Origin of the sequence: Paraburkholderia fungorum (assembly GCF_046027605.1) — a bacterium.
GTDB lineage: Bacteria > Pseudomonadota > Gammaproteobacteria > Burkholderiales > Burkholderiaceae > Paraburkholderia > Paraburkholderia fungorum_F.
Window position 1 is genome coordinate 85,517 of record NZ_JAQQEF010000018.1, and the last position, 16,122, is coordinate 101,638.

Consider the following 16,122-nt stretch of genomic DNA (forward strand, 5'->3'; position numbering starts at 1 on the left):
GGGTGGCTTCGGTGAGCACCTTCCTGAGTTTCTCCTTGTCGAAAGTGGCGCCGTGCCGCACCGCAGCGTGCGTCTTCGCACACACCTTCACAGCGCGTCAGGGCATGCTCCTGTCATCCGCATCAGGCCGCGCCGGCGGCCTCCCGTGGTCGGCGTTTTCAGCGTCGACTGGACCAGGGCAAAGACAGCGGCGGGGCTTAACGTGAGGCATCATGGACGAGACAAAACAGACGACGAGACGCTACGACGTCATCAGCGACGAAGCCGAATTTCGTGCTTTGCAGCCTGAATGGGACACGTTGTGGTCGAAGGCAAATGGCTACTACTATCAGTCGTTCAGCTTTTGCTGGCTGGCGTGGAAGCACGTAGCGAAGCCGCAGGGGCGCAAGCTCAAATGCATCGTGTGCCGTGAAGACGGGCAACTGGTCATGATCTGGCCGCTCGAGACCAGCCGGCGCACGCTCTGGACCTATCTCGTGCCGCTCGGCCCTCAAGGCGGCGACTACACGAGCGTGCTGGTGGAGGATGGCGCATCGGCCCCGGCCTTGATCGCGGGCGCGTGGGACACCGCACGCCGGCGCTGCGGCGCCGATTTCATTCATCTGCCGTATGTGCGCGACACGTTGCACCTGCACACGCTGGTGATGCAGGAGCGCAGGGTGTTGTTCACCGAGGCCCATAACGCGTCTGCCGCCCCGCTGCGCGGCGCGGGCAGTTGGGAACAATATTGCCGCACGCTAGGCACGCTGTTCGGCAAACGGCCCGGTACTTTCGTGAACCGCCTCGCCAAGGAGGGCAAGGTTGCCGTGCGCGTCGTCGATCCCAGCGAGGAAAGCGAAACCGCGGCGATCATCGCGTGGATGTTCAACTGCAAACGCCAATGGAGCGATCGGGTCGGCAAACGCAGTGTGTGGATCGATTTGCCGGAGTTCGAGTGCTTCCTCGGCAAGCTGATCTATTCGCCTGATGTGCCCTCGATGGCGCGTCTGATCGTGGTCACGCTGGACGACGCGCCGGTGGCCGGGATTATCGTCAGTTTCGGCAACCCCTGGGCGAGCGCGATCTTCGCCGGTTACGACCCGCATTACGGCAAATGTTGCCCCGGTCTGATCGCGGTGGAGCATTGCGTCAAATGGGCCTTCGACAACGGTTTCGACCTCGACTTCGGGGTGGGAACGGAGCGCTTCAAGTCGTACTGGGCGCGCGGAGAAGCGTCCACCGCGTGGACCGTGCAGATCATCAATTCGGTGTGGGGCCTGCTGGCGATCCGCGCGCGGCGCCTTTCCCGCGAGCTCGTCTCCCGCGTCAAGCGGCTCCGCCAGGCGGGTGCCGAAGCGCCGGAGGCGGGCAACGAGGACTTGCCGCTGAGCCCGGCAATGACCCTGCAGGGCGCGGAGGCGTTTGGTCAGCGTTCGGAGCAGAACCGAAGCGCCACTTAACCCGACCCTTCCGAAATTACGGACGCGAGATCCGGTTTTGAAAAATCGCAGAGCCGCCTCGCGAGATCGGCCACCATCGAGTAGAGCGGGGTAGGACGATCGTTACGGTAGATCGCGTAGTACCGCACTGCGGGCAAGCTTTGCGTGGAATGCAGCACATTGAGCAAACCCTGGTCGACCAGATCGGCGAAATACAGCGCGGGCAGATAGCTCACACCGAACCCCGCCACCGTGAGCGAACTCAGGGCGATCAGACTGTTGCCCGCGAAGGTGCGGCGAATCGCCAGGTTTTTCGACGCGAACCAGCGCTCGTAGATTGCGTCGACACCTGAGGTGCCGATCTGCATCAGGATCGGATAGCTGGCAATTTCCTCCAGTGAGAGCACCCGCGAGTCAGCCATCAGCGACGGACTCACCATCCAGCGCAGTTGCAGCTTTTTCAGCGGCACCGACGTGAAGCGTGGATCCTTGAGCACCGTCGGGGCAATGATGAAGTCGACCTCGCCCCGCAGAAGCCTCGCGGCGAGATTGGTGCTGACGTCGATCTCCGGCTCGAGAGAGACGGTCGGGTAGGCGTCGCGAATCTCCCGCACGAGTCGCGGCAGGAACGTCAAGGCAATCAATTCCGTGATGCCCAGGCGGAAGTGCCGCACGACTTCCACTTCCTTGCCCATGCGGTCGAGCAGGCGATCGCGGGACTGCAACATTTCTTCAGCTGCTTCGAGCAGTTCACGGCCTTTCGCCGTGAGCTGGACGGTCCGCCTGCTGCGATCGAACAGCGATACCTCGAAGAACACTTCCAGTTCGTTGATGCGCTTCGAAATGGCCGACTGCGTCGTGTAAAGGCGGTCCGCCGCCGCGCCGAACGTACCGAGTTTGGCCACCCAGTAGACCGCTTCCAGTTGCTTGAGAGTTAGCATGGTCTTGCGCGCTTCACCTATTCCCCGGTCGTACCGGGCGTCGTTCAGGGACCTGCTCGGGCAGGGATGCCGCGCCGAAGTATCGGCCCGTGCCACGGGTTTGGCAAGGACGCCGTGCCTCGGGTCAGCCACGCTTTCGTGCAAGCGACCCAGGAATTTTATTCATCGGTCGCGATGCCGATTACTCACGATACGGCCCTTTGTGGTTTGCGATACTCGCTCAGGCGGTGACCGGCCAAGGCGGCACCGGTAAAAAGAGCGTGGCAAGCAGCCGTCGGCACCAGGTTGAACCCGCGTATGCCCGCCCGTTCCGAATCGCGAGACACACGATATGCCAGGAAAAACCCTTTCAGAAAAGCTGTTGTCCCTCAGTTCGGGACGCAGTGTCAACGCGGGCGATATCGCGATCTGTGCAGTGGATTGTGCAATGGGCACCGACGGCTCCATTCCAATGGCCATGGACTACTTCGCGGCGATGGGCGCCTCGCGCGTCCATGCGCCCGCGAAACTGCTGTTTGCACTCGACCACTATGCACCGGCGCCGAGCCCGAAGGCCGCCATGTTACAGGCGAGAATCCGGCGTTTCGCCCGCGAGCACGGCATTCCATTGTTCGACATCGGCGAGGGCATTGGCCATCAGATCGTCGTCGAACAAGGCCTTGCCGCGCCTGGCCGGCTTCTCGTCGGCGCCGACAGTCATGCGGTGACCTACGGCGCGGCGAATTGTTTTGCGACCGGTATTGGCTCGTCGGATCTGGCGGGCGTCATGATGACCGGTAAGGTGTGGCTCAAAGTCCCGCAGTCGATCCGGATCACCTTGGCGGGCGAGTTGCCGCTCGGCGTCTATCCGAAGGATCTCGCGCTTCATCTCGCGAAGCTGCTGGGCGCGGACGGCGCTGCGTATCAGACGCTGGAATTTCACGGCGCGGGGCTCGACACGCTCGATTTCGAGGATCGGCTGGTGCTCGCCAACCTGTCGGTGGAAATGGGCGCCAAGAACGCCGTGTTCCCTTTCGACGCAGCCTGCGAGCGCTATCTCGCCGGACGCGTCGACGGCCCGCTGGAAGGCCTGTCAGCGGACGCGGACGCGGTCTATACGCGGACCCTGGATATCGATCTCACGACCTTGTGCCCATACGTGGCCCGCCCGCATAACGTCGACAACGTCGCGCGTCTCGACGAACTCGGCGAGGTGCCCGTGCAGATGGCCTATCTCGGTACCTGCACGGGTGGCCGTGCGAAAGACTTCCGGCAGGCGCTTGCGGTGTTCCGTGAATTCGGCAGGCCCGCTGCGGGCGTGCAACTGGTGGTCACGCCCGCGTCGCGCGAGGTGTTGTACGAGCTGACCCAGGGCGGCGAACTGGCCGAACTGATCGCGCTGGGCGCGATCATCGTCACGCCGGGTTGCGGCTCATGTTGCGGCACGGCCGGCGCGATTCCCGAAGACGACGCCAACGTGATCTCCACGGCCAACCGGAATTTCAAAGGACGAATGGGCAATGCCAGCGCCAACGTCTTCCTGGCGTCGCCGGAAGTGTGCGCCGCAAGTGCTGTCGCAGGCCGGATAGCCAGTCCTCAAACTCTCTCCGTCAAGCGATAAAAGAAGCATGTCACTGTCCATCAAGGGTACCGCGCGCCGCTTTGGCGACGACGTCAATACCGATTACATCATCTCGTCGCGGCGCAAGCGGGAATCCCTCGATCCGGCCGTACTGAAGAACTATCTGTTCGAGACCATCGCGCCTGAATTCGCCGCCTCCGTGCGGGTCGGCGACATCCTCGTGGCGGGCAAGAACTTTGGCTGCGGCTCGGCGATGGAGGTTGCCGTGACCGCCGTGATCGGCGCCGGCATCCGCATCGTCCTCGCCCAGAGTTTTGCGCGCACCTACTTCCGCAATGCGGTCAACAACGGACTCTACCCGATCGAATGCGATACGCGCCGGCTCGCGGAGGGCGATGCGATCGAGATCGAGATGGGGCCGCGCATCGTGGTGCGGGGTGCGTCCGACGGTCACGAAATCGAGGCCGCACCGATTGCACACGACCTTCTGAAGATCCTCGACGCAGGCGGGCTCGTGCCGTACCTGCGCGAGCATTCGACGCTTTAGTTTCCCCTGTCAACCGGACCAGAACTCATGAGCCATCAAACCATGCCGGGCTTTCGCATCATGCCGATGCCGGCGCCGATCAGCAAAGAGATCGTCGAACGCTTTCAGTCCGTCGTCACGCCGCACATCAGCGACAACATGCACCGGCTGTGCGGCGTGATCGGGCTGAAGGCTTACCACCGTCAAAAGAAGCTGGTGGGCCGTGCCGTAACGGTCAAGGTGAGGCCCGGCGACAACCTGATGATCCACAAGGCGATCGATATGGCCGAGCCAGGCGACGTCATTGTGGTCGACGGCGGCGGTGAAGTGACCCAGGCGCTGGTCGGGGAATTGATGCAGATGCACGCGCAGGTGCGCGGCGTTGCTGGTTTCGTCATCGACGGCGCCGTGCGTGACGTTGCCGCGTTCTACGCGGCGGACTTCCCGTGCTTTGCCCGGGGCAACACGCATCGCGGTCCGTTCAAGGAAGGCCCTGGGGAAATCAATGTACCGGTGGCGATCGGCGGCCTCGTGATCGAAGCCGGCGATCTGATCGTCGGCGACGAGGACGGTCTGGTGGCCGTTCCCGCCGCGCAGCTTGAAAACCTGCTGGCTGCCGCCACCGCTCAGGCCCAAAGGGAGCAGCAACGCAAGGAGGCGATTCTCGCCGGGCAGGACAAGCGCGGCTGGATCGACACCTACCTGAAGCAGAAAGGCGTCATTGCCTGAGCGTTTTTTCATGTTGTCACGAGGGACCAGAATGAAACTGATTGCCAGCCGGATGGAGCGCATCAAACCATCGCCGAGTTCAATGGCCACCGCGCGCGTGAAGGAACTGCGTGCACAAGGGCGCGACATCGTCGGCCTGACCTCCGGCGAGCCGGACTTCGACACGCCGCCGCATATCGTCGAAGCCGCCTACGCGGCGATGAAAGCCGGCAAGACGCGCTATACGGTGGTGGACGGTACACCGGAACTCAAGCGCGCCATCTGCGCCAAGTTCGAGCGCGAGAACGGTCTCGTGTTCTCCGCCGATGAAATTACCGTGGGAAACGGCGGCAAACAGGTCGTGTTCAATGCCCTCACGAGCACGGTGGAAGAGGGTGACGAAGTCGTGATTCCCGCGCCGTACTGGGTCTCGTATCCGGATATGGTGCTGTTGAATGGCGGGCGCCCCGTCATTGTCGAATGCGACGCGAACAGCAACTACAAGATGACGCCGGCCCAGCTCGAAGCGGCCATCACCGAGCGCACCAAATGGGTCGTGCTCAATTCTCCCTGCAACCCGACCGGGGCGACGTACACCGAAGATGAACTCGTCGCGCTGGGCGAGGTGCTCGGCCGTCACCCCAACGTCTGGGTGCTGACCGACGACGTCTACGAGCATCTCATCTACGACGGTCTGAAGTTCGCCACGTTTGCCCGCTGCAACCCGCATCTGCGAGAGCGCACGTTGACCATCAATGGCGTGTCGAAGGCATTTGCGATGACAGGGTGGCGAATCGGTTACGCGGGCGGCCCGAAGGCGCTCATCAAGACCATGGCCAAGCTGCAGTCCCAAAGCACCAGTAATCCGTCCTCCGTGAGCCAGGCCGCGGCACTGGCCGCCTTGACCGGGCCCACCGATTTTCTCGCGGGCTGGCGCAGTGAGTACCAGCGGCGGCGCGACCTCGTCGTGGAAAGCCTGAACGCGATCGACGGTCTCTTCTGTCCGCGTCCTACCGGCGCCTTCTATGTCTACCCATCCTGTGCGGGCGTCATCGGCAAGCGCACGCCGAATGGGCAGGTGATCGCCAGCGACACTGATTTCGTCATGTACCTGCTGGAAAGCCAGGAAGTCGCGGTGATCCAGGGCGCGGCATTCGGCCTCTCGCCGGCCTTTCGCATTTCGTTTGCCACCTCCTTCGAGCAACTGGAAATAGCGTGCAAACGGATTGCTGCCGCCTGTTCAGCGCTGCGTTCCTGACCTGGACGAAGCGTGCGTTATTCACTATCGGGAAAGGAAAAAATGAATAGTCTGCCTTATCGCGCGGCTGCCCTGATGTTGCTCGGCTGTGTGGCGCTCAGTGCCCAGGCACAGGATCTGACAGGACGGCTCGCCTCCATCAAAACCAGGAACACGATCGTGCTGGGCTACCGCGAGTCGTCGGTGCCGTACTCCTATTACGACAACAACGAACGTGTGATCGGTTATTCGCAGGACATTGCGCAGGAGATCGTCAAGGAGATCAAGACGACGATCGGTGCGCCGGGCCTTCAGGTGAAGATGATTCCGGTGAATGCGCAGAACCGCATCGCACTGGTTCAGAACGGCACGATCGATCTCGAATGCGGCGGCACCACGAACAACAAGGAGCGCGCCCAGCAGGTTGACTTCTCCAATACCATTTCCGTGACGGAAACGCGGCTGCTGACGAAGGCGGATTCAAACATCCATTCGTTTAGCGACCTGAACGGCAAAACCGTCGCGGTCACCACCGGGACCACGTCCGAGCGTTACATCAGATCTTATATTCAGCAGAAGAACGCGAATATCACGCTGGTTGAAGCACGGGACCACAGCGCGTCGTTCCTGAATCTTGAAACAGGCCGCGCCGCAGCCTTCTTCATGGATGCCGACGTGCTCGCGAGCGAACGGGCGACCGCGCACCGCCCGGACGACTATGTGATCACCGGCGCGCCGCAAACGCACGAAGCGATCGCATGCATGCTTCCCAAGGGCGACACCGCGCTTAAGGCGATTGTCGACCGGACCATCACGCGGCTCGAGACGGATGGCCGTGGCCAGTCGCTTTACAACACGTGGTTCATGTCACCGATTGCTCCCAAGGGCATCAACCTCGGGCTGCCGATGAGCGATACGTTGAAGGCCGTCTTCGCGCATCCGAACGATCGCCCGATGGACGATTGAACGGCGCGGGCGTCCAGCCGGTTTGATTGAACGGAAGAAGTGGGGGCTTCTTCCGTTTTTTATTGCGGCGTCTTTCGTTGGGTGGGAAGAGAAGATTAAAAGCGGAGGATTGCAAGCGTGACCGCCCCTATGACCGGTCGCGGTTACGTACGCGGGTCGCGCCTGTGATCACGGCAAGGCCGAGCATGATGACCGCCACGATCGCGATCGTATGTTGTGCGACATGCAGCGCCATCAAGCCCCACGCCACGCCACCTATCAGAATGATCCAACCTGCGAGATAAATGAGCAGAGTCATCGTTTTTCTCCTGTTCGATTCGACGGACGGGCCCTGGTGCCTGTCATGAAGGCGCTACCGGCCGCTCCGAGTGAGCCGCTGAAGTCGCGTGGCCGGCGTGCCGTTGTGGAACGGCGCCGGCGCTAGCGATCAGTGGGTCTATCGAGTAGCAGTTTCCGCGCCCGGGCCGCCGGTCCTTCATGCGCAGGCGCCGGAAGTCGAATCGATTCGAGCGAAACGCGACACGTGCTGCGCGTCAGATCACGTTGATCACGACATCGATATTGCCGCGGGTAGCCTTGGAGTACGGGCAGGTCTGGTGCGCGGCATTCGCGAGCGCCTCGGCGGTTTCGCGCTCCACACCCGGCAGGCTGACGTTCAGACGAGCCTGCAGGAAGTAGGCGCCATCGGTCGTGCCCAGATCGACTTCGGCGTCGACGGCGGTGTCAGCGGGCAGGGCAATCTTCAGTTTGGCGGCCGCCAGCCCCATTGCGCCGATGAAGCAGGCGGACCAGCCCGCCGCGAGCATTTGTTCCGGGTTGGTGCCCATTCCTGATGTGCCCGGCGGCGAGAGCTTGACGTCGAGCCGGCCGTCGGAACTGCGGGATGCGCCTTCGCGGCCACCCGTCGTGTGTGTTTTGCCGGTGTACAGTACTTTTTCGAGTTGCGTCATGATTGACTCCTTCTCTGGTTGCGTTTAGTGATGGACGTAGAACGATCGGGCGGAAACTGCCGTGACGGGGCCAGTCGTCTCTACGATTGAACCTGATATCAATCGGATGGCTTTTCACGCTCGAAGGAAAATCGTTCCTTCGAGCAAGGGATGCCTAGCTTCCGCGATACAGATTGTTGTTCAGATAAACGAGCTGTCCGTCATGTTCAGCCCGTACCAGTTCTTGACGAACATCCGCACGCGTTTTTGGTGCGACGTCCTGGCCGTTGCCGGCAGCGCTCCACGATTGCGATTGCGCGACGCCAGAGTCTGTTGAATGTGCCGCCGCCGTTTCAGAGGCGTGAGCAAGACCGGTGGTGAGGGACGCGGCGAGTGCCAAAGCGAGGATAGAAGTTTTCATGTCATTCTCCGTAATCTAAAGATGGGAAGGCGCACGGACCCCAGGGAGCCAGCATGGCCGCCTGATCTGCATCCGCGGTATCGGATCCATGTGTCGTTTGGCGTTGATGCATTAGAACGTTGCGACGTATCTGGCGTGTGTCGAAAGACGGGGCGAATGCAATGTTGTGTATCGCTGCGACGCTCAGATACATTGCGACACAAAGCCGCCGTTTGAAGAGCCGGAGAATCGCGACGTTCGGGTCAAATCCCATGATGAGCGGCGCTGATCAAAGCCGGCGCCTGCTACAGTTCGCTGTTTTCACAATTTGCGTAACGGGTCAAGACATGAACGACCGCACCGATGCACCGATAAACGAAATCGCAGTGTTTGTGGCGGTCGCGCAAAGCGGCAGCTTTACCCGCGCCGCGGAAGAAATCGGCAGTAGCAAGTCGAATGTCGGCAAGGCCGTTCAGCGCCTCGAAGCGCGGCTGGCTACCCGGCTCTTCCAGCGGACAACGCGTGCCGTGCGCCTCACTGAAGACGGCGAGACCTATCTTGCGGCTGCGCAGGAGGCGCTGGACGGATTGCGTGAGGCTGAGCAGCAGCTGGCCGCCCGCCGCTCCGAACCTGTCGGGCGCGTCAAAATCGACCTGCCCGCGGGGTTTGGGCGCCTTCTGTTGCCGAGCTTCGTCGCGCTCCAGGCGAAGTATCCGAAGCTCACGCTGGAAATGGCGTTGACCGACCGGATGTCTGATCCGGTGGGCGAGGGATGGGACGTTGTGGTTCGCATCGGCGCACTTCCCGAAGATAGCGAATTGACGGTGCGCAAACTGTGCGACCTGCGGCTTGGGCTTTATGCGTCGCCCGACTATCTCGAGCGCAAAGGCGAGGTCAAGACGCTCGCTGATCTCATCAACCATGACGCCATTGTGTTTCGCGGACCGGGCGGGCGTCTGCGATCCTGGAGCGTGCGCGATGGCGCTTCGGTGCGCGAGGTGTCACTCCCGCCGGTGCTGGTGCTGGCCGATGGTCAAGCCCTGGTGGAGGCCGCGCTTGCCGGCTTCGGTATCACGCAGATACACGACCGGGTCGCGCTGCCCTATGTGCGCTCAGGCAGGCTTGTTCATCTGCTGCCGGAAGCGGATGTGAATGGACCACCGGTCCATGCCATCATTTCCCTGGGGCAGAAAATGGCGGCGAAGACGCGTGCGGTGGTCAATCACCTGGCCGAGACGCTTCAGCAGACCGGCGAGTAACTGCGCATCATGCGCGGAATCGAAACGAACTGCGCGCGTCAGGCCTGGTTTTCGGGCACCCCCTTCAGTGCCGAAGCGAGAATCATCGCGTCACCGTTCAGCGGTGCGATGCGCCCCCGGGTGCGCGGCTTGTAGACCGTGTCACCTCTGCTGATGCGCGATCCCGACAGTGCGCATTGTCCGGAGTGTCGTGCGAGCGCCGGTGACCACACCTGCTCTTCGTAATTGCACAGCGTCGGGTCGTGCCAGGAGACCACGACGAGCCTGTTGGCCAGGTACTCGAGCACGTTCACGGTAAACGTGGGCGCTTTCTGGCGGGCAGCGTCTGGCCGCGACTGCAGTCGCGAGTACATGAGCTCATCAGGGAACTCGCGAGGCGCAGCATTGAACTGCTGGAGCGCGGCGAGTGTGCGACTCCAGGGGTCCGGGTCGAGCGGCATTGACGCATGGCGCGCCGACCTGCGCCGGCCGACTCTGCCCATCCCCGCGGAAACGGGGAGCACGCGCGGAGCCCCCACGGGCGCCGCGTTCTCGCGCGCAGGGGAGGAATACGAAATATCTGTCTCGGATGAAGGTTCGAAGGGTGCATGGCGGGGCTTATCGTTCAACATCGTCTTCCTCTTGTCAGTAAGAGTCGAAGCAGTGATTGAGCAACCGTGGGGCAATAGCACGCGGGCCTACTGGATGCAAACCGCGGAGTAGTCGACTGTGCGCCGGTACACGCTGCGGTTCAGCCATGGGACAAATGTGAATTCAACGTAGGCGTTGGCACCGATGAAGAGCCAGGTATGAAGATCGTGCGACACGGTCAATTCCTTTGAAGCGATGCTGCAGTTAAAGGAAACACGGTCAGGCTGACGGATTGCGGGCGCGGCAAGGCAGGCTGCCGGGTCGCGGTTCTGCACAGGGGATGAGGACTGGGTGGTCGGGGGAGGCTTCCCGCAGTCATCGGAGATGCGCCGATCGCGATGACTCAAGCGTACGCAGGGCAGGAGGAGGAATCTATTCTACGGTGGGGTATGGCAGTGCCGCGATAGCGTAATCCGGCTATACGCCCGTATAACGCGACACGCGGGAAGGCCGGGTCCGGGTCGGCCGCGTCTGGGGGAAACGATTAAACGATCCTTCTCCTCGCCTATACGGACGTATATGATAATCGGCGCTGCAAACGCGTTAAGGAAAGGCGAAAAGCTTTCATGCATGTAAATAAAATGAAAGCGCACGCAATCTCCGCCCACGCATGTCGAGGAAGCTGACGCCGCACGCCTGCACGCGTGAAAGGGGCGCCATGGGGAGGAAAGTGGTGAGCGCACTCGGTTCGTCGCGCCAGAGCAGCACGCCTGGCTATCTGATCGGTCTGTGGATCGGCGGCTGCGTCGCCCTTGCCGCCATCGCCGGCATCTGTTTCGACCTCCAGGTGCGTCTCGCGACCACCGGCTTCTGCATGCTCATCGCCGTCGTACTGCTGTCGCTTCTCGACAGCTTCGTTTCGTCCGCGATTTTCTCGCTGGTGGGCGCCGCGCTTCTGAACGTGCTTTTTACGCCGCCCATTTTCAGCTTCCAGATCGAGAAGCTTCAGGATGTTTTTCCTCTCGCGGCTTTTCTGATTACCTCGCTGGCGGTCACGACGCTGGTGCGGCGCATCCGGCGCATGGAACAGATGCAGCGCGCTCAGGCGCGCCTGCTCGATCTGACGCACGACACGGTCTTCGTGCGCGACACGGCCGGGGTCATCATTTACTGGAACCATGCCGCCGAGGTCCTCTACGGCTGGAGTAAGGCGGAAGCGACCGGCAAGGCTGCCGACGATCTGCTCAAGACGGTATTCCCGGCGCCGCGCGACGAAGTGCAGCGCATGCTGTTGCGCGACGGACATTGGGAGGGGGAGCTGACGCATACCCGGCGCGACGGCAGCCAGGTCATTGTGGCGAGCCGCTGGACGCTGCAACACGACGACAAAAACGCGCCTTCTGCCATGCTGGAGACCAACAACGACATCACGGAGCGCAAGCGCGCCGAAGAGTTGCTGCGCAGGAGCCAGGCCCAATATCTGGCCGAAGCGCAAAAGTTGAGCCGCACGGGGAGCTTTGGATGGAACATCGCGACCGGCGAAATCTTCTGGTCCGAGGAGGCGTTCGCCATCTTCGAACAGGACCCGGCGAGTGCGCCGGGCATCGGGACGATACGCGAGCGTGTTCATCCGGAGGACCTGCGCGTCTTCGAACGGATGCTCCATGACGTCGGCGAAACAGCCGACGGTTTCGATATCGAACACAGGCTGCTGTTCCCGGACGGACGGGTCAAGTATCTGCATGTCGTCGCTCACCGCGCGGAAGGACAGCCGGACAGGCGACAGTTTATCGGCGCTCTCATGGATGTCACGGAAGCAAAACAGACCGAGGCCCGCTTGCAGCAGGCTCAGAATGAACTGGCGCGCGCGAGCCGGATTACGGCGCTGGGAGAACTGAGCGCATCCATCGCCCATGAGGTGGGGCAACCGCTCGCGGCCATCGTGACGAACGGCGAAGCTTGCCTGCGCTGGCTGCGTCGCGAGCCGTTGAATATGGAAGAGATCGAAGGGTGTGTGACCCAGATTACCGACGAAGGAAACCGGGCGGCCGGCATCGTTCAGCGAGTACGCATGCTGATGAAGGGCGCGCCGCCGGAGCGCACGGCCGTCGGTATGAATCAGCTCATCGAGGAAGCGGCGAAACTGATCCGCGCCGAGGTCGAACGGCACGCCGGCGCACTCGTGCTGTCGCTCGGCTCCAATCTGCCGGACGTGCTCGGCGACCGCGTGCAACTGCAGCAGGTGCTCATCAACCTGATCGTCAACGGCATGCAGTCGATGTCCGCTGCCGCCAGCCGCCGTGAGATGGTTGTCACCTCAACGAGCGACCCGGAAGGCAACGTGGTGGTGTCGGTTCGAGACAGTGGACCGGGCATCAGCGAGCAGAACCTCCCTCGGCTGTTCGACGCATTTTTCACCACTCGCAGCACGGGTATGGGAATGGGGCTCGCCATCTGCAGTTCGATCATCGAAGCGCATGGCGGTCAAATCTGGGCGGCCAACAATCCGGAGGGCGGAGCGACGTTCAGCTTCTCGTTACCGGCGGCCGCCGCGGTGGCCGCTCTCACGTAAGGCGGTTATACATTCGTATCATCGCGGTCGTCGGCTTTGTAAGCTAGGCTTGGTCTTCAGGATCCACGCGCGGAATGTCACCGCCGTGATCCAGGGAGAGAGGCGAGGGCCACCATTTTGCAAAAGACGCCCGTTGTATCAATTGTCGACGATGACCAGGCGGTTCGTCGCGCGCTGGGCAGCCTCGTGCGATCGATGGGGTGGGAAGCGCGCATGTTCGAGTCCGCGGAGGCGTTTCTCGCATCGGGGGACGTGTCGGACACCGCGTGTCTCGTGTCGGACATCCGCATGTCGGGAATGTCGGGCGTAGAGATGCATGAGCGGCTCGTGGCGCAAGGGCAAGCGCCGGCGACCATCTTTATCAGTGCCTACCCTACGCCCTCGTTACAGGCGAAGGCGACGGGCAATGGCGCTCTCGTGATGCTGCAAAAACCCTATCAGGCGTCCGTCATGACGCATTGGCTCTCGGTGGCGCTCGGCGCCCCGTAGCCGCGTTCAAGGCATCTTCCGCGCATCGCAAAACCACAAACAACATACCGCGTGTGGAATCGGCCCGCGCGCTTGCGTTGCTTACTTCGTTTATTCAGCACGGACCTTCACGACGATCTTGCCGAAGGCACCGCGCTTCAGGTGGGAGAAGGCCTCCTTCACTTCGGAGAACGCGTAGGTCGCATCGATGACCGGCCTCAGTGCGCGCCCGTCGATCATGCGGACCAGGTCTTCGAGCACGCGGCGCGGACCCACGGCGATCGCGACGATCGAAGCCCGGCTGCCCAGCATCGGCATGATGGGCAGCGTCACCGAGTCCGACTCGAGCAGGCCGATGACCGAGATGCGGCCGCCGGGCGCCACGGCCTGCAGCGAACGCCCGAGGTTTTCGCCACCGGCCATCTCGAGGATGTGCTCGGCGCCGCGTCCGTCGGTGAGGCGGCGCACTTCGTCTTGCCAGTCCGGATGCGTATTACGGTTGATGCCATGTGTTGCGCCCAGCTGGATCGCGCCTGCAATCTTGCTGTCGCTGGTTGTGGTCACGATCACCCGTGCGCCATTGGCCGCGGCAATCTGGATGGCGAACAGCGACACGCCGCCCGTGCCCTGAACTACGACGGTCTGGCCCGCGTGCAGATTACCTTCCTCGACCAGCGCCATATAAGCCGTCAGCGCCGCGATCGGCAACGTGCTGGCTTCTTCAGCCGTCAGGGACTTTGGCGCAAGAACGCACCAGTCAGCGGGCGTCACCACGTACTCGGCCAGCATGCCGGGAATCGGTCCACCTTGCGTCGGCGAATCGGCCCACGACAGCGGCGCGCCGTCGATCCAGTTGGCGATGTACGAAGAGATGACCCTATCGCCCACCGCGAAACGCGTCACGCCTTCGCCGAGCGCGACAACGGTGCCGGTCATGTCCGAGGCCGGCGTGAAGGGAAATTCGAGGTTCGAGCCCATGCCGTCGGCGGCAACGACCAGGTCGCGGTAATTCAACGAGACCGCTTCAACCTCGACCAGGATTTCGCCGGCCTTGGGAGTGGGGCGTGCGACGGTGTTCAGCGCGAGCTTGTCAACGCCGTACGAGGGAATTTCCCAGCGCTTCATGGTTTCGGACATCAGAGCTACTCCAGATTACTCAGAGTGGCGCATCGCAGGCGCTTCATTCACGGCCAATACGATGCGATCAAACGGTGACTGCAATGTAGCCGCATGTCTCTTCGGGATAAATGCACTAATACCGAATTGATTTTTCGCCTGCATCTGACAAAGCACCCGGAAATTCATCTAGCGCGATACGGACAGGCCGAACATTGTCAGGCAGCGACGAATAGTCAATTCACCGTTGTTCGCTTTTTGCCAGGTAGTGGAAAGCTTTAAGCTACGCGTGGCGCGCTGTATTCAGCGCGGACACATTCATCAAGGGGAAGGGAATGGTTCAGCGTGCCGACGTATCGGTGGCGGAGATATCCTCGTTGCGACCTCCGTGTTGTGGCTCGACATTCTGCGTACCGTTCTACGCGGCTCGCCAGGGTCTCAGAGCGGGCGCTCATGCGCCCGTTTTCGATTCCGTGAGCGCAGGTTCAAGTTGCACAGTTGGCAGCAAGGCCTCGGGCAACAGCGGCGTCAGCGCGTGCGGCCCCATGGACACGCGCTTCACGACATCGATAAACGCGCGTAACGCGGCAGGCATGCGCGTGCGGCTCGGGTGATAAAGGAAAAAACCCGGAAAGAGCGGCGACCAGTCCTTCAGCAGCGGGACCAGCCGGCCCGACTCCAGTTGCGGCTTCATCCAGTCTTCGGTCCATACCGTGATGCCGAGACCATCTGTTGCGGCCTGAAGCGCCACTGCGCAGTCGTTGACGATCAAGGTCCCTTTGACAGACACGTTGAACCACTGTCCGTCCCTGGCAAATTCCCAGTTGTAGACGCTCGTCTGCCCCGCGCGGCGCCAGTTGATGCAGCGATGGTCATGCAGATCGTGAGGCGTTTGCGGCACGCCATGCCTGTCCAGATACTCGGGTGAGGCGACCGCGATCTGCCGCAGGTCGGGACCGACGCGCACCGCCACCATGTCCTGGTCGACGTGTTCGCCAAGACGGATGCCCGCGTCAAAACCACGAGCGACGATATCGCCCAGACTCTCGTCACTCGTGAGGTCCAGCACGACGTCCGGATACTGGTCCTGGAAGACGCCGAGCATTGGCTGCAGCAAGTGGATGATCGCCATTTGCGGCGCGCACACGCGCAGCGTGCCCGATGGCTTCTCGCGATTCTCGACCGCCTCTTCAAGCGCGGCGTCGAATTCAGCCAGCAAAGGTTGCATGCGCGCGAGCAGCCGTGCGCCGGCCTCGGTGAGCTTGGTGCTGCGTGTCGTGCGGTTGAACAGACGCACGCCGAGCCGCTCTTCAAATCCACGAATCGTCTGACTCAGCGCGGAAGGCGACACCGCCAGGTGCCCCGCGGCGCGCGCGAACGAACCTTGTTCGGCGACCGAAACAAAGGCGCGTACATCGGCGAAATCGCTCCCTCTCATTATGTATCCCCAG

Annotated in this window: 16 protein-coding genes; 9 read left to right on the plus strand and 7 right to left on the minus strand. The window is 62.1% G+C overall.

Features of this window, described 5'->3' with window-relative positions:
• Positions 1–212 precede the first annotated feature (212 nt).
• Positions 213–1,439 (plus strand): GNAT family N-acetyltransferase, encoded by a 1,227-nt coding sequence (locus tag PQR53_RS26225; RefSeq protein ID WP_408460505.1) that lies wholly within the window; start codon positions 213–215, stop codon positions 1,437–1,439.
• Here the strand turns inward: PQR53_RS26225 and PQR53_RS26230 are convergent.
• The gene (locus tag PQR53_RS26230; RefSeq protein WP_408460508.1) at positions 1,436–2,359 is read right to left on the minus strand and encodes a LysR family transcriptional regulator; all 924 of its coding nucleotides are present in this window, start codon (positions 2,357–2,359) and stop codon (positions 1,436–1,438) included. The genes PQR53_RS26225 and PQR53_RS26230 overlap by 4 nt on opposite strands.
• 331 nt (positions 2,360–2,690) lie before the next feature.
• Here PQR53_RS26230 and PQR53_RS26235 point away from each other — a divergent pair, with 331 nt between their 5' ends.
• Genes PQR53_RS26235 through PQR53_RS26255 form a run of 5 tightly spaced genes read left to right on the plus strand, consistent with a single transcriptional unit; the run spans position 2,691 to position 7,357 of the window.
• Positions 2,691–3,959: a 3-isopropylmalate dehydratase large subunit gene (locus PQR53_RS26235; protein WP_408460511.1), complete on the plus strand. Its 1,269-nt coding sequence runs from the start codon at positions 2,691–2,693 to the stop codon at positions 3,957–3,959.
• 7 nt (positions 3,960–3,966) lie between these two features.
• Positions 3,967–4,467 (plus strand): LeuD/DmdB family oxidoreductase small subunit, encoded by a 501-nt coding sequence (locus PQR53_RS26240; RefSeq protein ID WP_408460514.1) that lies wholly within the window; start codon positions 3,967–3,969, stop codon positions 4,465–4,467.
• A 27-nt stretch (positions 4,468–4,494) separates the two neighbouring features.
• Positions 4,495–5,175, plus strand: a complete 681-nt coding sequence (locus PQR53_RS26245; RefSeq protein ID WP_408460517.1) for an RraA family protein — start codon at positions 4,495–4,497, stop codon at positions 5,173–5,175.
• A 31-nt stretch (positions 5,176–5,206) separates the two neighbouring features.
• Positions 5,207–6,412 (plus strand): aminotransferase class I/II-fold pyridoxal phosphate-dependent enzyme, encoded by a 1,206-nt coding sequence (locus PQR53_RS26250; RefSeq protein ID WP_408460520.1) that lies wholly within the window; start codon positions 5,207–5,209, stop codon positions 6,410–6,412.
• Positions 6,413–6,463: 51 nt separating this feature from the next.
• Entirely contained in the window at positions 6,464–7,357 is an 894-nt protein-coding gene (locus PQR53_RS26255) for a transporter substrate-binding domain-containing protein (RefSeq protein ID WP_408460704.1), read from the plus strand.
• Positions 7,358–7,484: 127 nt separating this feature from the next.
• Here the strand turns inward: PQR53_RS26255 and PQR53_RS26260 are convergent, their stop codons facing one another.
• From PQR53_RS26260 to PQR53_RS26270, 3 genes are all read right to left on the minus strand, one after another.
• Positions 7,485–7,655, minus strand: a complete 171-nt coding sequence (locus PQR53_RS26260) for a hypothetical protein (protein WP_408460523.1) — start codon at positions 7,653–7,655, stop codon at positions 7,485–7,487.
• A gap of 235 nt (positions 7,656–7,890) precedes the next feature.
• A complete protein-coding gene (locus PQR53_RS26265; RefSeq protein ID WP_408460526.1) occupies positions 7,891–8,307 on the minus strand; it encodes an organic hydroperoxide resistance protein in 417 nt (138 codons plus the stop codon).
• 154 nt (positions 8,308–8,461) lie between these two features.
• A complete protein-coding gene (locus PQR53_RS26270) occupies positions 8,462–8,707 on the minus strand; it encodes a DUF4148 domain-containing protein (protein WP_408460529.1) in 246 nt (81 codons plus the stop codon).
• A gap of 326 nt (positions 8,708–9,033) precedes the next feature.
• On the opposite strand from PQR53_RS26270, the gene PQR53_RS26275 reads away from it, so the two are divergent.
• On the plus strand, positions 9,034–9,945 hold the full coding sequence (locus tag PQR53_RS26275) for a LysR family transcriptional regulator (RefSeq protein WP_408460532.1): 912 nt from the start codon (positions 9,034–9,036) through the stop codon (positions 9,943–9,945).
• 38 nt (positions 9,946–9,983) lie between these two features.
• Here PQR53_RS26275 and PQR53_RS26280 read toward each other — a convergent pair whose 3' ends face one another.
• Positions 9,984–10,385 (minus strand): DUF3331 domain-containing protein, encoded by a 402-nt coding sequence (locus tag PQR53_RS26280; protein ID WP_408460535.1) that lies wholly within the window; start codon positions 10,383–10,385, stop codon positions 9,984–9,986.
• Between the two features lie 863 nt (positions 10,386–11,248).
• Here PQR53_RS26280 and PQR53_RS26285 point away from each other — a divergent pair.
• Both PQR53_RS26285 and PQR53_RS26290 read left to right on the plus strand, forming a co-directional pair.
• A complete protein-coding gene (locus tag PQR53_RS26285) occupies positions 11,249–13,087 on the plus strand; it encodes an ATP-binding protein (RefSeq protein WP_408460538.1) in 1,839 nt (612 codons plus the stop codon).
• A gap of 117 nt (positions 13,088–13,204) precedes the next feature.
• Positions 13,205–13,576 carry a response regulator gene (locus PQR53_RS26290; RefSeq protein ID WP_408460541.1) on the plus strand — a complete coding sequence of 124 codons (372 nt, stop codon included), beginning with the start codon at positions 13,205–13,207 and terminating at the stop codon, positions 13,574–13,576.
• Between the two features lie 90 nt (positions 13,577–13,666).
• On the opposite strand, the gene PQR53_RS26295 is transcribed toward PQR53_RS26290, so the two are convergent.
• Both PQR53_RS26295 and PQR53_RS26300 read right to left on the minus strand, forming a co-directional pair.
• Positions 13,667–14,692: a zinc-dependent alcohol dehydrogenase family protein gene (locus PQR53_RS26295; RefSeq protein WP_408460544.1), complete on the minus strand. Its 1,026-nt coding sequence runs from the start codon at positions 14,690–14,692 to the stop codon at positions 13,667–13,669.
• A gap of 430 nt (positions 14,693–15,122) precedes the next feature.
• Positions 15,123–16,109 carry a LysR family transcriptional regulator gene (locus tag PQR53_RS26300; protein ID WP_408460547.1) on the minus strand — a complete coding sequence of 329 codons (987 nt, stop codon included), beginning with the start codon at positions 16,107–16,109 and terminating at the stop codon, positions 15,123–15,125.
• Positions 16,110–16,122: the final 13 nt, after the last annotated feature.